The organism is Anabaena azotica SJ-1, assembly GCF_047275885.1.
In the GTDB taxonomy this organism is placed as follows: domain Bacteria; phylum Cyanobacteriota; class Cyanobacteriia; order Cyanobacteriales; family Nostocaceae; genus Trichormus_B; species Trichormus_B azotica_A.
Genome location: NZ_CP178454.1, coordinates 3,304,464 through 3,325,101, shown reverse-complemented (window position 1 = coordinate 3,325,101; position 20,638 = coordinate 3,304,464). Strand labels below are relative to the sequence as shown.

16 protein-coding genes are annotated in these 20,638 nt (G+C 37.4%); 5 read left to right on the top strand and 11 right to left on the bottom strand.

Annotated features, from left to right (window positions below; all coding sequences use genetic code 11):
- Positions 1-81: 81 nt before the first annotated feature.
- On the bottom strand, positions 82-1,350 hold the full coding sequence (larC, locus tag ACLLO5_RS14730) for a nickel pincer cofactor biosynthesis protein LarC (protein ID WP_413176097.1): 1,269 nt from the start codon (positions 1,348-1,350) through the stop codon (positions 82-84).
- A 119-nt stretch (positions 1,351-1,469) separates the two neighbouring features.
- Here larC and ACLLO5_RS14725 point away from each other — a divergent pair, with 119 nt between their 5' ends.
- The 5 genes from ACLLO5_RS14725 to ACLLO5_RS14705 all read left to right on the top strand — a co-directional run bounded on the left by ACLLO5_RS14725 (position 1,470) and on the right by ACLLO5_RS14705 (position 5,899).
- Entirely contained in the window at positions 1,470-2,129 is a 660-nt protein-coding gene (locus tag ACLLO5_RS14725) for an L-threonylcarbamoyladenylate synthase (RefSeq protein ID WP_413171263.1), read from the top strand.
- A gap of 371 nt (positions 2,130-2,500) precedes the next feature.
- On the top strand, positions 2,501-3,721 hold the full coding sequence (locus ACLLO5_RS14720; RefSeq protein ID WP_413171262.1) for a HetZ-related protein: 1,221 nt from the start codon (positions 2,501-2,503) through the stop codon (positions 3,719-3,721).
- Between the two features lie 373 nt (positions 3,722-4,094).
- Positions 4,095-4,301 carry a DUF751 family protein gene (locus tag ACLLO5_RS14715; RefSeq protein ID WP_413171261.1) on the top strand — a complete coding sequence of 69 codons (207 nt, stop codon included), beginning with the start codon at positions 4,095-4,097 and terminating at the stop codon, positions 4,299-4,301.
- A gap of 124 nt (positions 4,302-4,425) precedes the next feature.
- A complete protein-coding gene (rbfA, locus tag ACLLO5_RS14710; protein ID WP_413171260.1) occupies positions 4,426-4,824 on the top strand; it encodes a 30S ribosome-binding factor RbfA in 399 nt (132 codons plus the stop codon).
- 838 nt (positions 4,825-5,662) lie between these two features.
- Positions 5,663-5,899, top strand: coding sequence for a DUF4327 family protein (locus tag ACLLO5_RS14705; protein ID WP_096537447.1), 237 nt, complete (start codon positions 5,663-5,665; stop codon positions 5,897-5,899).
- A gap of 625 nt (positions 5,900-6,524) precedes the next feature.
- Here the strand turns inward: ACLLO5_RS14705 and ACLLO5_RS14700 are convergent.
- From ACLLO5_RS14700 to ACLLO5_RS14655, 10 genes are all read right to left on the bottom strand, one after another.
- On the bottom strand, positions 6,525-8,744 hold the full coding sequence (locus ACLLO5_RS14700) for a GumC family protein (protein ID WP_413171259.1): 2,220 nt from the start codon (positions 8,742-8,744) through the stop codon (positions 6,525-6,527).
- A gap of 618 nt (positions 8,745-9,362) precedes the next feature.
- A complete protein-coding gene (locus ACLLO5_RS14695; RefSeq protein WP_413171258.1) occupies positions 9,363-9,959 on the bottom strand; it encodes a YdcF family protein in 597 nt (198 codons plus the stop codon).
- A gap of 87 nt (positions 9,960-10,046) precedes the next feature.
- Entirely contained in the window at positions 10,047-11,222 is a 1,176-nt protein-coding gene (locus ACLLO5_RS14690; RefSeq protein ID WP_413171257.1) for a glycosyltransferase, read from the bottom strand.
- Between the two features lie 21 nt (positions 11,223-11,243).
- Positions 11,244-12,701, bottom strand: coding sequence for an O-antigen polymerase (locus ACLLO5_RS14685; RefSeq protein ID WP_413171256.1), 1,458 nt, complete (start codon positions 12,699-12,701; stop codon positions 11,244-11,246).
- A gap of 214 nt (positions 12,702-12,915) precedes the next feature.
- Positions 12,916-14,091, bottom strand: coding sequence for a glycosyltransferase family 4 protein (locus tag ACLLO5_RS14680; protein ID WP_413171255.1), 1,176 nt, complete (start codon positions 14,089-14,091; stop codon positions 12,916-12,918).
- A gap of 65 nt (positions 14,092-14,156) precedes the next feature.
- On the bottom strand, positions 14,157-15,254 hold the full coding sequence (locus ACLLO5_RS14675) for a glycosyltransferase family 4 protein (RefSeq protein ID WP_413171254.1): 1,098 nt from the start codon (positions 15,252-15,254) through the stop codon (positions 14,157-14,159).
- Positions 15,255-15,308: 54 nt separating this feature from the next.
- On the bottom strand, positions 15,309-16,211 hold the full coding sequence (locus ACLLO5_RS14670; RefSeq protein ID WP_413171253.1) for a sulfotransferase family 2 domain-containing protein: 903 nt from the start codon (positions 16,209-16,211) through the stop codon (positions 15,309-15,311).
- Between the two features lie 49 nt (positions 16,212-16,260).
- Positions 16,261-17,496 (bottom strand): glycosyltransferase family 4 protein, encoded by a 1,236-nt coding sequence (locus ACLLO5_RS14665; protein WP_413171252.1) that lies wholly within the window; start codon positions 17,494-17,496, stop codon positions 16,261-16,263.
- 118 nt (positions 17,497-17,614) lie between these two features.
- Positions 17,615-19,150: a calcium-binding protein gene (locus ACLLO5_RS14660; protein ID WP_413171251.1), complete on the bottom strand. Its 1,536-nt coding sequence runs from the start codon at positions 19,148-19,150 to the stop codon at positions 17,615-17,617.
- 594 nt (positions 19,151-19,744) lie between these two features.
- On the bottom strand, positions 19,745-20,638 hold the full coding sequence (locus tag ACLLO5_RS14655; protein ID WP_413171250.1) for a glycosyltransferase family 2 protein: 894 nt from the start codon (positions 20,636-20,638) through the stop codon (positions 19,745-19,747).

The window sequence follows — 20,638 nt, the reverse complement described above, 5'->3', positions numbered from 1 at the left end:
GGTGGGCATTGCCCACCATTTTTTTATTCAATTTTTTCAAGAAGTCTAGTTTTTATCCCCTAAATCTGTGTTTTTCCAGAGTTAAGTTTGACCATACCAATTATGTAACGCCAAACGTTGAATTTCACGCCAGGGAATATTATGTTTTCGTGCTAAGTCTGCACAATCTTCGTATTCTGGCTGCACGTTAGTAATACTTTTTTCTGTTGCTTGTCCTTTCCAAGCCACTTTCACACGCACATTACCATAAGGCGTTTCTACTTGTTGTATTTCCCGTTGCAAAATGGTGCGTTGTCCAGTAGTCCGACGAATTCCTAACGTAGTAGTTTCGCGGAATAAAATCTCTTCACAACTGACTAAATGTTCTGGATGACAAATTACAGTCAACAAAAGCCCCGGACGGGATTTTTTCATTCCTATACCTTGAGTAAAAACATCCACTGCACCAGCGGCAAATAAAGCATCAAAGACATAGCCAACAGCTTGGGGATTTAAGTCATCAATTTGAGTTTCTAGGACAGAGATGATTTCCAAATTAGGACTAGTATTAGCAAAATCAGGAATATTTGTCTTTTCATTTACACTTTCACCGATCCAGAGCCGTAGTATATTGGGGATGGGTAAATCGAGAGAACCTGCTCCTAGTCCCACTTGTTTGAGGGTAATGGGAGGTGGTGAACCAAAACTTCTTGCTAAGGTAGTGGCGATCGCTGCCCCTGTCGGTGTTACTAGTTCTTTGTCGATACCATTACTATAAACTGGGCAACTCCGCATTTCCCACAACTTCAATACTGCTGGTACTGGTACTGGCATTTGACCATGTGCAGCGCGAACAGTTCCCCCACCAGTCGGAAACGGTGAGCAGTATATCAAAGGGAATCCTTCCTGATTGCTGTCGATACCCAACCAATCCAATCCCAAGCAAGTACCAACAATATCCACAATCGCGTCTACAGCGCCCACCTCATGAAAATGAACTTTCTCTGGCTCAATGCCATGTACCGCGCCCTCTGCCACTGCTAACTGGCGGAATACAGCTAAACTCCAAGTCTGTGCCTGTGATGGCAATTTGGCTTTGAGAATCATCTCCTCTATTTCTGGTAAATGGCGGCCATGATGGTGTTCATGGTGATGGTGATGGTGGTGGTGTAATAAATCGACATGGATTTTAGTAGCTTGCTGAGTTTGTCGATGGACAAGTTCTGCTCTTAATTGGTATTCCTGCTCAATTCCTAAAGCATTCAGTTTTTCTACTAAATACTCTACGGGAACACCTAGACTTACCAAAGCACCCAGACACATATCACCGGAAATTCCAGTGGGACATTGAAAATAAGCAATTTTATTCATAAATTTGTCATTAGTCATTAGTTATTAGTCATTAGTTGATTCTACCCAATCACCAATCACCTGACTCTTGCCTCTTGCCTTTTTACTGTCACCTGTCACCTGTTCCCTGTCACCTAACTATGGCCAAAACTTTTGCAATTCATCCTGATAATCCTCAAAACCGTCGTATAGAGGATATAAAGTTGGCGCTTTCTAGTGGCGCTATCATGCTCTACCCTACTGATACAGTCTATGCAATTGGTTGTGATTTGAATGCCAAGTCGGCAGTGGAAAGAGTGCGGCAAATTAAGCAGTTAGCGAATGATAAACCATTGACATTTTTATGTCCTTCGCTTTCTAATGTGGCAACTTATGCCTTCGTAAGTGATACAGCCTATCGGATTATGAAGCGTTTGATACCAGGTCCTTACACTTTTTTGCTACCTGCAACCAAGTTAGTGCCGCGACTGGTGCAAAATCCCAAGCGAAAAACTACAGGAATTAGAGTGCCAGACCATACTGTATGTTTGGCATTGCTGGAAGCGTTAGGAAATCCGATTATTTCCACTTCGGCACATTTACCACCCAAGGATATAGACGATGAAATAGCTGAATTAGATTCAGAAAATATTATGTCGCGGGTAGAGCTATTTGACCGTTTGGATAATTTGGTGGACATTATTATAGATACAGGTGAAGAACCTACGTATCATGTTTCTACCATTTTAGACCTGACGGATGAAGAACCAGTTATTACACGGAGGGGGTTAGGTTGGGAAGCAGCAGCAGCTTGGGTATAATAATTAAACCTTACAGATGCAACCCTCTGTTTCGCAAATTGTGATAAACATACTCCAATTTTGAAATTGTCATACAAAAAGATGCTGGGATCACGGGAAAAGGGATGGCAGCAAATCTTGGCGTTGCTAGGGTTTGGACTAATTGTAGCGCCTATTCAAAGCCGATGTCTCACCTTTGATCTAGTTGCTGATAAAAAAAGCGACACACTTGATAAGCCCTTAACTTGTGAAATTTATTACAGTGTTATAAGTAAACATCATAAAAGGTAAGTTTTGATGAATCAATACCAACAAAATTATCCGGTTATGACTGTGCTTAAATACTGTGTCTGCGTTTTAGTTAAGGTGCAATACCAATTTCAGGAAAAGTCATGAAAGCTAACCTCGTCAATCTGCCAAATTCCACACCTGCTTTTGATGGTGATATTTCAACCGAAGACTTATCAGATATTAACTCTGAGACTTTAGTGCAACTGCTTTGTCAGGAAATGCAGACTCAAGTAAAAGCTTCAAATGGATGTGTGCAGGCTGTAACTAAACGCATAGCTAAAGAAGTAGAACGGATATGTGATAAAAGTTCCCGCATCCAAACTTCAGGGCAAGTTAGGTCTTGGCAGATTACTTTAGCAAGACACCGTTTACAAAAGTGCCTGCGTTACTATCAATTAGGTTCAAAACAAGGGCGTGTAGAATTACATAGTAGTTTAGGTGCTATTGTTTATCGCCATGTGACTGTTGCTGGCTCAGAATTAGGTTTTGAAGCTCGTTACAATCTGATTGAAGATTTTCTGCAAGCTTTTTATATTGAAGCGATTAAAGCTTTTCGCAGAGAAAATGAATTAGCTGAAGATTACACACCACGTACTCAACTACAATTAGCTGAGTATATGGCGTTTACGGAGCAGTATGCTAAACGGCGGATTAATTTACCTGGTGGTGCTAATCAACAGTTGATTGTGTTACGCGCTCAAGGTTTTGCTCGTCGTCAACCCCAAGAAACGACTGTAGATATTGAAATGGCTGTGGATTCGGCTAAGACTGAAGAAGCAGAATCTTATCAACGTAATTTGGCGGTGCAACAAATTAGATCACAGATGGTTGCTAAACCTGGTTTTGACCCTTCTGAGGAGTCGGAACGCGATCGCGTGATTACAGAGTTGATGAAATATCTGGAATCTCAAGGTCAAGCTGATTGCATGGATTACCTGTCTCTGAAACTCCAAGACCTCTCAGCACCGGAAATTGACCAAATTTTAGGATTAACTAGCCGTCAGCGCGATTATTTGCAACAACGTTTTAAGTATCACGTTGAGAAGTTTGCTAAACAACACCACTGGCAACTAGTACATCAATGGCTGGGTGCTGGTTTAGAACATAAGTTGGGTTTATCTTCTCAGCAGTGGGATGCTTTTTGGAATCAACTCACCGAACAGCAACAGCAAATCTTTCAGCTAAAAACGGCAATGGAGAATGATCAAGCGATCGCTAAAGCTGTCCAATGTACCCCTAAACAATTACAAAAACGCTGGACTCAAATGCTAGAACTCGCATGGGCTATCCGCAATGGTCATGCTGAAGTTAAAACCTGCTGAAGCTAAGGTGAAATTGCTAAATTTATCTAAATACCTCACCACCTCATACACCTGTTCCTACAAAACAAATATCTCCTCTATTTCTCCCCAAGTAAAGGGAGAATTAGAGAAGAAGTTAGGAAATAGCAATTTGAGATTTAAAATTTTAGATTTCAATAAATACATCTGTCTTTAATTTTTTTGGGGATTTGACTTATTATGTACTTATGATTAAAATAAAACCAACCTACTAAGCTACTAAATATAAAACTAATAACGTCTAACAAATCATATTTTATATGAATTGAGCGATTTTCAGCACTATAGATTACAATTAAGTTAAATAAGCACCTGACAACAAACTACAGTTTATAACAAGGCAGTCTATATTCAAATGTTTGACGGATTTTGGGATAACGTATTTCGCTACCCCCGGTACTTGATTACTATTGTCTTAGGTCTTTTTCTGAATACCTTTGAGCCGTTAATGCCGCTATTGAAACGGCCAGTCACCTTAATAGCCCTTGTAGGCTTATTTGCAGGCAGTCTGGTTTTTCTAACGCTCACTATTCGGGCGATGCTGGGCTTGAGTACAATTTAGATAAGAGCTTTACCGGGTTTGAGCCTCACGGACTGTTGCTGTTGGTATTATCAGCCGCAAGCACTGTCCTAGTTATTTTGCATCTATTTATATCATACAACCTCTGTGAGAAGGCGGAATTTATATGGCTACAAATCGCCGCGTTTCCCGCGTTGCTGAATTAATTAAACGAGAAGTTAGCCAAATGTTGCTCAACGGTATAAAGGATGACCGTGTGGGGACAGGCATGGTAAGTGTTACCGATGTAGATGTTTCCGGTGACTTGCAACACGCCAAAATTTTCGTCAGTATTTATGGGACTCAGGAAGCAAAGGCTGAAACAATGGCTGGCTTAAAATCAGCGACTGGTTATGTTCGCAGTGAATTGGGTGCTAGGGTCAGGCTACGTCGCACTCCAGAAGTGATCTTTGTTGAAGATCTCTCTCTTGAGAGAGGTACTAAAGTGTTAAGTCTATTAAACCAACTCCAGCAGGAGCGTTCATTGGAAAGAACACAGGAAGATGACCAAGATTTTCCGGAATAATTAACTTAAATTTAACCTTTATTTCATGTAAAACCTGGGCTTTGCTCAGGTTTTGGTCTTTGACCATTAATTAAATGTTTCAAAAATTATTTATTAATTGGATTCTATGTATAGAATAAAACAAGAATAACTTAATAAAAAGTAGTACAGGTTAAAAAATTATTAACAAACAGGTGTCCAAAAAATTTACTGGTGTAACTTAATCTTAGTAATCAGTAATAGTTTATATAGAAACCGCCAAGGTAGTTAGGACATCAACTTAATGATACAACTTAGACACAAGCAAAGTTTTTACTATGTAACTTGTTACCAGCTATAGGTTTCAGTACAAAATAGCTGGTTGATTGTTGATCGAAAAATCGCAGTATTGTGAGCAAAGTCTTTATAATGATTATTTAAGCTATAAGCGATTTTTTTATACCACTTAATTGAAAACACTAAATCAAATTGTGACCATAGATATATAGATATCAATGTGTTAAATCTGTTAATTAGTAGACAAGATTGCAAAAGTATATTTTGCAAGAGCAGGGAAAAGTTTCAAGGGTAAAGAAAAATTTTAGCCCTTTTCCCCTTCACCAAAAGGCGTTGGGATGTATGGCTATTCAGCCTAGTTAGCTGCTTTGGCGTTAATAATATGAAGGAGAGTTATAAAAAACGTTATCAATCCTTGACAAACTTAATATTTCTTTAGATAATTTACAGGTGTATAGCGTCAAAATGATAATAGTTCCGTATAGCAAACTACAAAACCTAGCCACAGGTCTAAATTATCGTCATTTTTGTTCCTGATTAATGTTGGGAATACTATCTAAATCTAAATTTGTGAGTAAAAACAATGAGTGTGAATACGGTGCCTTCTATCAATTACTACTCTCTAGACGTAATCCAGGACGAAGCACGCCGACTGGTGCAAAAGGGAATGGTTAGCCGTCAACAACCAATATATACACTCTGCCAATACATTCCAGCGAGAGAGTGGGTTTGTGTTGAATGTGAATTGGAGAAATGTGACTTTTTATTGCGCGATCGCATTGGGGATTTAATAGGTCGGGAAGAATGGGACAACGACTAATAAAAAGTTGATAGTGACTTGGGTGTTCATTTTTGATGTGTGGATTTGACAAAAAATAATTAAACGTCAAATCTTAGGTTAATCTCCGATTTTGATGAGTATTTCCCCATTCATAAACATTTTTGCCCTTAAACACAGAATCATTATCATTAGAGTGTGAATTTATACTACTTTTCTAGTGAACGATATCTATAATGGTTTACGCCTATGGGTCGTAAGTTTGAATAAGTAGTAATTTTTTTAACGAATACTTGTCCACGGTTAAAAACTGTGGGCAGGTATATTTTTTTCAAACTAGTTGCCTGCGATATTCATTAATTCACATTTTTGGAAATGTAAATAGCAGTCCATTGTCGCAAAAATCAAACAATTAAATAGGGCTTGCTGAAAAAGTCTTTTCGTTGAGGCAGGTAACAGTTTCAGCTATTTGTCATCCCCATATTTTCTGATTTGTTCAACCCAAAATTCACACTTTTGATCGTACACCCTTCAAAAACCTAAATAGGATTCCTATAGAGCGTGTTTTAGGAATCCCTTCACCGACAAGCACCCTAAAAAAATAGGATGCCTGTGGTGGGCTAAATCTAGCCTACAAGCATCCTTCATTTGAGTAAACCAGCCACACTTAAGATTGTCTAGCTTCCCTACCAGCACTATAGTAGTAATTGTAACTAGTAAGTTTTTGTTTATCCCCATTAGCAACCACTCCTAAGACATTGATGGGAGAGTTTCTCAAACTATCCTGAAGTTGCATCAGAGCCGACTTGTCTGTTTTGTCTATCCTCACCACCAGTAACATCCCATCAGTCTGAGGTGCTAGTAATCTAGCATCAACTAACCCCAGCATCGGAGGAGCATCATAAATGACCAAATCAAAATTCTCATTAAAGTATTCCATCAGTTGTTTCATCTTATCTGATGCCAGCAATCTGGCTGGATCTGGTGGGACTGAACCAGCGGTAATTACAGATAATGAAGTCATTTCAGGTAGTTGTTGAATTACCTGTTCAACTGGCATATTGGAAGTAAGAACATTACTTAAGCCTGACAAATTCTGCAAATTTGATAATTTATGAACCTGGGCGCGTCGTAAATCACCATCCACAAGTAAGACTCGTTTCCCCAAGGCTGCTGCTATTTGTGCAAGATGGAAAGAAACCGTAGTTTTTCCATCTCCTGGCATAGTGGAAGAAATAGTTAAAGAACGAATTGGTTGATCAGAATTGAGCAGTTGAATATTGGCATAAAGAACCTGTAATGATTCCCAAAATAGCCCTTGTCCATAATAGTTATAGACTTTACTCTGACGACCGAAAAGATTAGATAACCAACCATTTACTTCAGATCGCTTACGTGATTCAGATTCTGAACCAGAAGTAAAATTCAGGTAAGAAGATTGATAACCTGAAACGCTTTTATCTATGGGAAGAGTTCCCAGGAAAGGCAATTTTATCTTCTCCTTTAGACTGCCAATATCATGATAGGTATTATCTAGTTTTTCTAATAGGAAGCCAATAGCAATTCCCACAGCTAAACTGCTGAATAATCCCATCAATAAATTCTGGGGTATGTTTGGTAAAATAGGCAATTCACCTTGATTTGGTGGTTGTATTAATTCCCACGGCAATTCTGTTTGAGCTACTTGAATTACCAGGCTTTCACGAGTAGCTAAAAACCGATTGAGACTTTCATTCGCTAGTTGCAAATTCCGCTGAATTTCGCTGTATTGTCTGGCTAAAATTGGTAATTGCTCAAGTTTGATTTTTGTTTGCTTTTCTACTCTAGCCAGTTCTTGACTTTGTACCTCTAGTTTCTGGATCAGAGTAGCTGCTTCAGCTAATTTCAGCCCTACATAACGTTTTTGCTCGTCTTCTATGAGAGGCAAGAGATTTTGTCTTTTCTCTTCTAATACTGCTATGGATGGGCTATCCGGTTGAAAACGGACTAATTCTCCGGATAGTTGACTTTCCAACTGCCGCAATTGAGTTACTAATTGACTATATATAGGCGCTTCATTTAAAGTTGCCTGTTGTCCTTGTGGTGTTGATAAGCCTACATAACTGGCTCGTGCTGTAGCTAGTTGTTGATCAATTCCTAGTCGCTGCTCTTCCAATTGTTGGAGTTGTGTTGCAACTACACTAGACTGATTTTCTGGGTCAAGAAAATTGTATCTTTGTCGGAATATTTGCAATTGTTGTTGCAATTGAGCTACCCGATTTCTGATAGCAGGTAATTGTTTCTCTACGAATTGAACTCCCTGATTTAACTTGGTTTTACGTTTTTCCAAACTGTATTCTAGATAAAACTTAGAAAGTGTATTTAATACTAATTCAATTTTCTTGCGATCTTTGTTTTTATAGCTTATTTCTATAACTTTGGTTGAACCCAAACGACGAATAGTTAAATTTTTGAGCAGTGATTTATAGGTAATATCAGGATAGGAAGATTGTAAGTTTGGCAAAATATCTTTCATCAATTCCTGGCTTCTGAGAACCTGAATTTGACTGTCGTAATCTAGATTAGACTTAGGGATGGTAGAATCTGGCAGTGGTATTTGTCCTAAGGTACTGTCACTATTAACAGGTTCGACTAAAATCTGAAAATTGCCTTGATAAATTGTTTCTTCCTTGAGTGTTGAATAAATAACAGTAGCCATGACTACAGATACAACACCAGCAATTATTAAAGCCCGTCTTTGAACCACAGCTAAGAAATTTTTTAGACTGCCTTCATCTTCTTCAGATTCAAAGTAGGAATAGTTCTGAGATGGCAATACTTCAGGTGTAATTATTTGCCTACCATTTTCATTAAAAGTTGAGATTCTACTGGTATTCTGATTGTTCATGGATTTCTATTAGATAAGTATTTAATTAAATATTTCTTGTTTTTAGAAGTTGGTTATTTGCCAAAATCATAACCAAATATTCTCAACTGTTAGTTCTAACTTATTGGCATATTTATACTGCACTCACCTTAATAATACTTAGTTTTTATCTAAAACTAGATAATTTATTTTGCTGCTTTTTTGTTTTATTGTGACATTTGGGTGAACACCAAGTTTTAATTTCATAGTCTAACTCTGTGCAGTGAGTTTTCAGGAATTATCAAAATCTGGAATGCGATGGTGATCACTAACGAATGTTGCGTTGTATCGTTCGATGCCAGAAATAGGATGTTTATATTCTACACCTTGGCTGTTCAGTTATGTAGTTTATCGGTAAATATGTTTCAAGTCAAAGTATAACTCTGCTTATTTGTAAATACTATTCATATTGTGCCGAATGTGGAGAAAAATAGTCTAATTGCTCTATTCACCGTTTCTTCATGGGTTGACATTGATCATTGACCAATTTTTACAGATGAAATGGGCAGCTAATGACTTTCAATTAAATGTGAAGCACCAAAATCCCACAAAAGTTGCTCAAGTTAGGGACTACTGGGAGTATAATTGCCTGTGGTGTATTTATTTAGACGCATACAATGGAGAACGAAAACGAGGGTTGAAACTTGCTCCGGTACGACCTGATACAATCCACAATAAAGAGCGTCCACTATCACGGACAATGGGAAAGATAGATTCTCTGGGTCGTTTGGAGGGAATAGAAATGGGGGTAAAGGTGATGCCTTGACTACCTAGCACTAGGGTAGCTATGGTTTTAGCTCTGGGAAGGTGAAAATCTGAGGTAATGAGATAAATGTGTTTAATATGGCGGTTGTGGAAATCGTGGACGAGGGTAGTAAAGTTAGTAACTGTATCAACTGCACGGTAGTCAAGGTGAATACGTTCTGTGGGAATACTCACTTCCTCAAAAATAGCAAAGGCTTGGGCTGGGAGTATTCCACTGGAAATCCAGATGTCTAAATTAGGATGATTTTGGGCAAAGTCAGCTGTAAACTTTTCTCGTTCTGGACCACCACCAAGGGTAAGGATAACTTGGGGATTGGGTGCTTGGTATGAAGCGATCGCAATTCTGATAGGGATAATGCTCAGGAAAACTAGACTAAAACTGGCTAAACTTAGAATCCAATATTTTTTTAGCAGATAATATGACCTCTTCATAATGAGAATCAATGTGTTTTTCGTTAGTCTTTACAACCACCTAATTCGGTAAACAGGGACAACAAGCCTAAGTTTAACCTTAACCTGTCACCTTTGTTTTTGATTAACAATCGCTTGGTAAGCACAGGCTAACTGTTGAGCTACTGTTTGCCATGAATAGCGTTGCAAAGCAAATAGACGACCATTTTGACCCATTTGTTCCCGCAATTGGGGATTCTTTAAAAGATGAGCGATCGCACTTTTTAAAGATCCTATTTCTCCTTCTACAATTATTCCAGCTTCAGCTTCTTCAATTTCTGGAGCGATTTGTACACCTGGAGTTGTAATAACTGGTAAACCGGACACCATAGCTTCTGCTAAAGCAATACCAAAATTTTCCGAATAAGTCGGCAGTACAAACAAATCAGCACCTTGTAACAACAAATCTTTTTCATACCCACTAACAAACCCGACAAATGAAGTTTGGTTTGTTATATTGACAGATGTCACCATTTTCTGCAAAGATTGAACATAGCTATCTTCACCAGAACCAGCAATCAGCAAATGGAAGTTCTGTTCTTGTTTGCTTAATTCACCTAATGTTTGAATTAACAGTTCAGGACGTTTTTTGTAGTGCAGACGGGAGAGAAAAAGAATCATCGGAACTTCTTCAGCAACATTATACCGATCTTGCAATTGAGATTTAGCATCACCAATTAATTTGGGAGGATTAACTCCCAGCGGTAAAACAATTTTTGGCGGCTTCACTCCAAAAGCGATCGCATCCTCCATTTCACCTACAGATGTACAGTGAATGGCAGCAGCATTATTTAAATTACGTTTTTCAATTAAATAACTGTAAACTTGCTTTTTTAACTTACTTTGTGCCAATGCCCAAGGTGTTAATTGTCCCATAATTCTCACCGTATATGGAACTTGTTGCCACTGGGCAAAAACAGCAGCACAGCTTGGAAGATAGGAAAATAAATAGTGATTATCTAAAACATCATAATTTTTGATATTTTTCCATAGCCATCGTGTGAATATAGGAGAAGGTAAAAATGCTTTAATCCGAGCCGCAGGTGGAAAAAACCAAACAGGTAATCCTTGGTATTCTACACACTCAGATAATGGCACATCTAGCAACAGTCCATCATCATCATTAGTAGTAGCAATTTCTACATCAATTCCTTCTGCTCTTAAAGCCCTGACTAAATTCAATACTACCTGAGTTGGACCACCCAGTTTAGGACTGATCGAAGGAATTATGTGTAAAACTTTCATTTTAGAGGATACTCACAATAGTTATTTTCTCTGGTACTGGTGATGTAAGCGTTTAATACCCAACAATCCAGGAAAAGTTTTAGCAATAAAAATTAGCCCCACAATTGGTAACATTGATGTAGTAAATACAATCAGACTTCTCATAGAAATCGCTGCTGTAAAAAAGCCCAGTGCATTAACGACTATACCGTAACCAGAAGTGTGGAAAGCTGCTGTACGCGACCACCAATTAGCTAAAATTCCTAAACAAAGGGATGCTAATATTACTGCAAATATACCGCCCATCATGTAGGTTTCGCCAACATAAGTTGCAGAAACTGTCCAACCATCTGCACCTACAACTTCTTCAATTGACGTACTTAAACCTTCTGGTTTATCAGGCCATAAAACTCTAGGTATCGGTTTGGTTAAAAATACAAACAAAAGTTCAAGCCCTAAAAAATCATGTTTATCAGGAAAGGCATCTACTAATAAACCAAGGCTATATAGGTTGTAGTCAACTGACAGGGTATCTTGCACTTTCTCACTTGCATAAGCTCCTGTTGATATATAATTAATGATACCCATCTGTCTAAAACCAAGCATATGACGGGTAGCAAACACCATTACATACCCCATAATAGCTGAAGGAATAGCTACTTTAAACAAAGTTGGACGTTGCAATGTCAGGAAGTATCCAGCCATAAATGTGGCAATATAGGCAGCCAAAACATTGCGCGTTCCTCCCGCGAATCCATAAAACAGAGTAAAGGCAAATATGAAAACAACTAAGAACATCTGCCAAAAGCGCAAAGACTGACGGCGGTTTAAAATAATACCTGTTAGGGGTGGTATAACATAGGAGAACAACTTCAACTCAGAGAAAAATACTCGCCAGTCACCTAACTTTCCGCGTCCCCAAGGGACAGCAAAGCGCGAACCCAATAGAGCTTCAATTAATTTCACTGGATTAAAATCGACAGATAATAATATATATATGTAGGCTAAAAAAGCTGATATTAAGAAGATACGAAACAGCGTTTTATCAGGGATGTTACTAAAATCTAACCATTCTGGTGGTGCAGGCTTAAAAAAGTTGATATGACGACCAATTGCTAAACCGCCAAACCCTATCAATAACACTTCGAGAGATTGGATAGTTTGCTCAGATGTCAAACGCTGATCAAACTTGGGTTGTGGGTATAAAAACTCTATCAGAGTCAAGAAATAAAGAGCTAATATACAAAGTATATCGGCTCGAAACAAATTGTTCCACCCCCGCCTACTATCACATAAGATGCTAACAGCGATCGCCACCCCTACGACAATAGCCACTTGACTAGCCATGAAACTAGGAGTCATATCTACACTTAAGCGTATAAATGCTATAGCTAAACCAAAAAGTAATGTGAATGTTCCTGTCCATGTTGCTTTAGCAATGCGTTTTTTGGGATTGGATGGATTTGGTTTTGGATAGTAGGGATTGGTGGATATATTCATAAGTAGGAAGGATCATCCTATTTGATTGGTAAAAATTGAAAGCGTCAGATTTTCAAATTATTCATAACTTACGCAACTAGCATATTAGTAGGGTGCGTCAGATATATAAATTGGTTATTTTATCATCCACAGATTTTCGATATCGGACTCACTCTCAAATAAACATTGAGTGTGACACTTGCATAAATCCTAATTGTTTAATTACAAAGAGATATTACTGTTTAATTTGACTTAATAATTGCGTTTTATTATAAACTTCACTGTAGGTATCTACCATCTTTTCTAGAGAAAACTGCTGTTTTATTAATTGGTAACCAGCAGTTGCCACCACATTACGTTCTTGAGAATTGATAAAATTATCGAATTCCTTAAATTCATTTTTTTCCGAAGTAACAAAACAGACCCCTTGGGGAAACTTTAACTCCTCCGCAAGAGATGATGTGATCACACAGGGTAAAGACCAAGCCATTGCTTCTAAAAGTGCAAATGGTAAACCTTCAAAAGCCGCAGGATGAAAAAATCCGTCTGCTGCTGCTAAATATGGTGTTACGTCATTTTGCCAACCCAAACGTTGAATATAGTCTTGGGCATTATTATCTATAATCCATTGATCCCATGTAGCAGTTAAGCGACCATCTCCCACCCATAAAAAACGAACAGATGGTATTTTGCATTTAAGGTGAATAGCCCATTGTAAAAATAGCATTGGTTGTTTTTGTGCTTCCATTCTTCCCACTGCTACTATTAATAATTCGTCTGGATTAAGTTTTAGTTGTAACCGATATTCTTGACGTTTAGCTAAACGTTCTATTTTTTTAGGTACATTAACTCCATTATTAATCACTACTATTTTGAGTAAATCAGAAGTAATAGGAGAAAGAAAAGAAGTTAGTTCTTGTCCTCTATTTTCGGAAATTGCTGTTAATATCCCTCGATATTTTCTTAAAGCTATTTTAGCTATTAAATCCCGCCATTTTCCTAAAACTGCTCCCAATTTATCCTGAGTTTGAGTAATATGAATAGTTGCCAAAGAAGGAATTGATGAATAATTACTCCAAGTTAGTAAATCTAAACCATCTTCTAAATTTTGCTTGTTAACATGGAGTATATCTGGTTTAAATGCTCGCCACTGAGATATACACTCTTGATTGATTTTGGGAAATAAATGGGTCAAGGATCTTAATTTACGATTATATGTGTTGATATATGGCGATCGCAACACCTGTCCAAATTTTGCAAATGAGTCAGCTAGTTCATCCATAATCGGATTTTCAGAACACCATAATCCTACAACATAGCCTCTTTTAGCCAATTCTTGTCCCAGATAAATTAAATATAGCTCTCCTCCTCCTCGTGAACCTGAACTACTACTTATAAAAAGAATTCGCATGAAATTAAGCTTAAGTGGTTATTGTTAAAGTTAGTTTAAAAATACATTTCTTTAGTATAGGACACCTATTTAATTATTGAACACTGAATCTCCTTACCAGTTAATTTATGAAAAACCTCAACCCACTTTTGAGCGCCCATAGCTGGTGATATTTCTTTTGCTTTCTTGAGTGATAATAAACTAGCAGATTTTATTTTATCAGGTTGTTGCAAATAACTCATCAACACTTCGGCTAAAGCCTCAACATTGCCATTAGGAAATAAATCTCCGTTTTCTCCTGGTTTAATCAAATCATGTCCAGCACCTACCCCATCAGAACATATTACTGGCAAACCAGACCCAATGGCTTGATTAACTACTACACCCCAACCATCATAACGACTTGGTAATACAAATAAGTCTGCTTTACGAAAAAATTCAGGTAAATTTTCAGGAGATTGAAACCCTGCATATTCAAGGTTATGCAGAGTTTTTTCAGGTAAAATTTCTAGTAATTGAGGAAGTTCTGCTTCTCTTCCTACTAGGAGTAAACGAGCATTGTAACCAGATTGAATTAAATGATTAAATGCCTGAAGCAGAATATCAACTCCTTTCCGCCCTATCATTTGACCACAAAACAAAATAGTAACCGGATTTCTGGGTCTTTGGGGTAAATTTTGGCTAAAAGCCTTTAAATCACAATAGTAAGGAATGTTAAAGATCGGTTGATCAGGAAACCTTTGCTGATAGTCTTGTTGTGCCTTAGTGCCAATAGCTGCGATCGCACGACAATATTTTAAACTATCGGCTAAGTATTTTTGTAATTTTCCCTTAATTCCTTCTGAACTACCAACCATTTTTTCACCCCAGAAAATACAAGGCACTTTTTTTGCTTGTAGCCTGAGTAAAAGTTGAGTAGTAAGATTCATATAACCGTTAAGCACAACCACATCAGCTTGTGTAGTTGATGGAAAATGCCAGTTAAGATGAAATCGAGATAAACCCCAAGCTAAATGGAATCCTGGTAAAATATGTTCATAAGGTTGCAAGGGTTTTTCCGGCCAAGGAGAATCAGCACAAGCAGGTTCTAAATAATAAACTGTTAAATCTATTTCTGCACAGCGAGAGAGTTCAAAAAACAAGTCTCGTTGGTAAGGAGATGGGAGAATAGAATAAAAAACCACCCTGCATTTCAATCTCATTAATTTTATTTAAACTTCTTTATATTTGCCTAGTTATTATATCGGACGTTCTTGTTTGCCATTCACAATAGCCTTTAAATAATCATACTTATTATATAATGGCAATGTAAACTTATTATAGATTTCATTTTGGGTTTGGAATAACTGTAATTCATTTTTAAAAGAATCACCAAGAAAATGTATTTCCTGTTCAAATCTTACCAGAGCAAATTTATACAGTTCAATATCCAAAGAGTTTCTTTTTCTTAGTTCCTCAATTATAAATGGATCGATATTTTGATGATTTTTATTTTTCTTACTTATATTTCTTTTTAAATAAAAGCTATTCTTCCAACCCAGCTTATTTTTCAGCAATAAAACTGACTCATCAAATCTCTCTGAAAACCCGATAAATGCAAAATGATTGATAATATTTTCCTTTGCTTGTTCAAGCATAGAGGTACTACATTGACCCAATGACGTGCGATTAATAAACAAATCATTAGTATCACCTACAATAAATCTTAATATACCATTATCTAATTCCATCAAATTAGATTCAAAAAAAAATTGCTCCATCGAAGCATTAACAGCCTGTTTATGATAATAAGCTGTTTTATTAGACTGAGAATAATAATAAAGAGATAAAAGACGAGATATAGGATCTCTTAAAAATGTAATATATGTAGATGGTTGAGGTAGAAATTCATGGACTCCGTAACAGAAGTGTCCCATGAAATAGCGGTCAGAAAACTTACAAGACAGCATTGTTCCTTTTAAATCTGTAGGTGTTGATGCTGCTGTATTCTTTCTGAAAATTATTTTATTAGCAATTCGTTTGAAGATACTTTGTCCATATCTACGCCTAATCATGCGTTGAATACTGAGTCCTGCTGTTTTTTGAATATGAATGAAAATAATAAATTTTGCTTGCGCCGAAGGAATTGATTTGTTAGTCATATTTATGAGGTTGTAATTATTTGACAAATAAAAGAAAATTAAATCAAGATTATTCCCTTTTAATCAATATATTTTGTAACGACTGAAACAAATTTGAAATGCTAAAATTTAATGATGAAATTGAATTATTAACCAAAGTTTTTAACTGTGAAGGATGTTGTAAAATAAAGTTTATTAAATTAAAAATTTCCTCACTACGCACCTTCTCTAAAATCCAGCCATTCTCACCAGCTATAACCACTTCACCACAGCAACGAGAAGCAATAATAGGCAATTTCCATGCTTGCGCTTCCAGTTGTGTTAACCCAAACCCATCAGAAAGCGTTGGGAACAAAAACACATCCGCCATCTGGTAATATTGTGCTGTTTCACTTCTATTAACATGACCTACCCAACGAATTTGGGAATGAGTTTGAAAATTTTGTGGAATGTCAATTTGCTGAGAACCAACAATCCAAAATTCAACAGGATATCCTTCAAGTAACTGCACTGTATCTAATACAGCCGCAATTCCTTTTCGCAAAATTACCTGTCCTAAAAATAATACCCTTAAAGGGCGCTCTGGAGAAAATGATTCTGGATAAGTGCGGACAAAGTTACTAGCACCTTCTGGTGGAGTGTATACCAAGGGAATAATATGAATCTTTTTAGCATTAACACCTGTTTTTTCCAAAAGTTGGCGTGACCAAAAAGAATTTACAACAATGGCATCCGCTATATTAGATTCTTCTCGCCAATTTTGCCAATACTCAACAGGTGCAGGTTGCCAGTTTCCACGATATTGAGAATATCGGTCATACTCTTGAGTAACAATCATTTCCTCTAGAATTCCTGGATCAATTTGTCCTAGAACAGTGTACCATCCCTGTTGTTTAGCAAATTTAAATAATTCTAATGCAGCATAGCTGTAGGAAAATAGGATAGGAGGATTTGTAAATTTGTCAGCTAGTGAAGTTAAAGTCTTGACTGCTTGCTGTTGAAACCATTTATTTCTAGCAATAACTCTTTCCCACCCTGTCTTTTTTTGTAGGCGTTGAGCTAATTCAAACTGAATTAGAGAACTATTGAAAGCATGAACAGATGCTTGTTCTAAATCTGATTGGTATCTTTCCCGTAAATTAGCTAAAAAAGATTTAGGTAAAAAATTCAGTGCTGACTGAGGTGATACCCACGCATCTGTAATTAAGTGAGCAAGTTGTCCTTCTTGGTGTAAAGCTCTAGGTATAGAGTAGTTTTCCCTCGCTCCAATTTGACAGGATATCCAATGATAAGGTGCTTTAGGCATTGATCAGGAATTTATTTATAAAATTAAATCCCTGAATTCTGCCAGAAGTCAGGGATCTAATAAGTGAATATCAACGTTTAGTTTTGAAAGATAATTACCTGTAGATCAAGTGTGATGATTAAACAATGGTAAAGTCTGCTGCTGTTAAAACCGGAGTGCCAGTCAAGGTTGCGAAGAAGCCACCAGCACCAGCACCACTTGTGCTGCCATTCTGATTGTAATACAACGCACCAGTATCCAAGTTATAAACAATGCGTTCGCTTCTACTATCCATGCCAGAATTACTTCCACCAAAACTACCTGCGAAGAAATCGGTTAAAACTGGACCAACATCTACTATTGAGCCGAAAGAATTTGTCTTATCAAGTTGAATCTTATCACCAGCAGTAAAGTCGACAATTATATCTCGTCTAATAGAAGTTGTGGTAGATCCCGTTGCACTTAAACCAACGCCCCCAAAGGCAAAAGTGTCAGCACCAGCGCCACCTGTGAGATTATCAATGCCAGCGCCACCGTACAGGGTGTCAGCACCAATGCCACCTACGAGTGAGTTGCTAGCACCATTTCCAGTAACAACAGTACCAACAGTGTTAGTTAGGGTGATGTTGGCAGCACTAGTTCCAGTGATATTAATGAATTCAACTTCTGCACTAGTAGCCCAAGTACCACTAACATTAACTGTATCACTGCCTTCAGCAGCGAGTTCTACTACTGTGTCATTGGAGTCGATACTGTAGGTATCATCACCAACACCACCTGTTAAGGTATCTGTGCCAGTACCAGCAATTAAAGTATCGTTTCCAATTTCACCAAATAAGCTATCATCACCAGTACCGCCGTCAATAGTATCGTCACCCATGGAACCATAAATGGTATCGTTACCAGCCAATCCATTGAGGATATTATCTTGGCGGTTGCCAATAATCACATTATCAAGACCATTACCTTGACCAAAAATCGGACCGGCTACTAAATTTGAAGAAGCTCCAGGCGCAGCAAGAGTCAAGTTCTCAATCCTACTGCCACCTGAAAAGGTGACTCCAGGTTGAGAGTTCATAGAGAAGTCTACTGTAGCAAAGATAGTGTCTGTACCGTTAGCACCGTCGCTGAATTCATCAATAAATAAGCTTCCAGTGGTAGAACTCACCACATAAGTGTCATCTCCAGCACCACCTATCAAGCTACCATCACCTGAACTACCAGTAATTTCTAAATAGTCATTACCTGCTCCCCCCCTGACTATTGAACCATCTCCGCCTTTCAATACATCAGCGCCATTACCAGCTATTATGATGGTATTATTTGCATAACTGATGATTACATCGTCTCCTGATGAGCCGGTTCCAGTAATACCGTCAGCCCGCAGATTTAGTGTTAAATCTGTTGCTCCTCCAGTGACGTTAGACAAATTAAAACTAATCCAGGTATTGATGACTGCTTGATCTGGATCATTAACTACGTCACCTGGGTCATCAACATCATAAAAATCGTTACCAATACCACCAGCCATGGTGTCTGCACCAGTACCACCATCAAGTTTTTCGTTACCAATTGTACCATTGAGAACATCATTACCAGCTAAACCCTTTAAGATATCGCCAGGATTTAACGCATTTAACGTATCATTACCTGAAGTACCTGTGATGATTGCCATAGTTACCAACTCCTCGTGTAATTTATCATTCGTATATAACTTAACTCAACTTTTGTCATTTGAGATCAGGTTATAAAAAAAACCTTACCCAAGCTTTAAATTTTGAGCTAATATTGCCTGATTATAATTGACATTTTCGCGCGGTGAGAAAAAAGATACACCGCTTTTATCATAAACTTCATACCCATGTAAATTCCTTAACCATAAATTTATTATTTATGCCGATAAACTATAATTTTTATATACACTAATTTCATCAAGCAAAATTTAGGTTGCATAATAAAGCCTGATTATAGTTTTTAATTAAAAATTAACTTAAAATGTAATCTGTAATGGAGATCCCTCCCAAGTTTTTTTAATCAAATATATTACGATTAAACTTCTTTACAAACTAGTAAATCAGAAAAGTGAATTTACCGCATTGAACATTTCTACTATCTGGATAATTTTTGTTATGTAAGTATTCATCTGTAGAACTTGTTCATACCCAGATCCCCGACTTCTGACATCAAGTGATAATTTGTGGACACAATAAACAAAAGGAGTCGGGGATCTTATCACCCTACCTGAATTCTTACATTTTCATATCTTGCGTCATGGTAAAACTGTTGGATTCCATAAAGGAAAAACTGTATTTTTACGTAATTTAAGGTAGGATATTAATGATTTAGCAGAAATTATTTGCCGTTCTCGATGATGATTTTTAATCAATTCAGGAATGATAAATATACCTTCTTTAATTCCATTTATTCTGCCATGCTTGAACAACCAAAAAATCCGATTTATACACTGTCCAATTCCTAACCACCAAAAGATGATAGGATACCTTAAATAAGCTAAAAGAATCTGATTGGCGATGCTTGCAGCTGTAATGTGTGGGTTGGTGTGGTGTGCTAATTGAGTGTTATGAAAGACTCTTAGCCATGAAGTTTCAAGAATACCCCAACCCATGTGATGAAGGCGTAAGGACAAATCAACTTCTTCCATACCATAGGCTACTGGTAAACTAACATAACCACTAGTTTGCTGAAATACCTCTTTCCGATAAGCACATCCACAGCCAATAAAATTGGATACCCATGTTGCCGCTAATTGGTCAGATTCAATGATTTCATTAATGTGATATATCTTGGCTGCTATAACAGCGGCTTGAGGAAAATTATTGAAGAGTAGTTGTAAGCGTTCAAAGTAGTCTGTATCTATAGGATAGGAATCATCATCGAAACTGGCGACAATGGGGTTTATTGCCTGGTTAATCGCTATATTTCTTCCACCACCTGGTCCTACTTGAAGAGGGTTTTTAATAATTTTAATATCTTGAAAATTGCTGTTTATAAGTCCTTGCTCCGTTGTAGAATCGTTGCCATCAATATGAACAATTATTTCATTTGGTTGGGGATTGCATCTTGATATTTTTTCCAGTGTTTCTAAAAGTTGGGTTAATCGGTTATAAGTTGGGATAACTACAGTAATATTGCAAGTATTCAT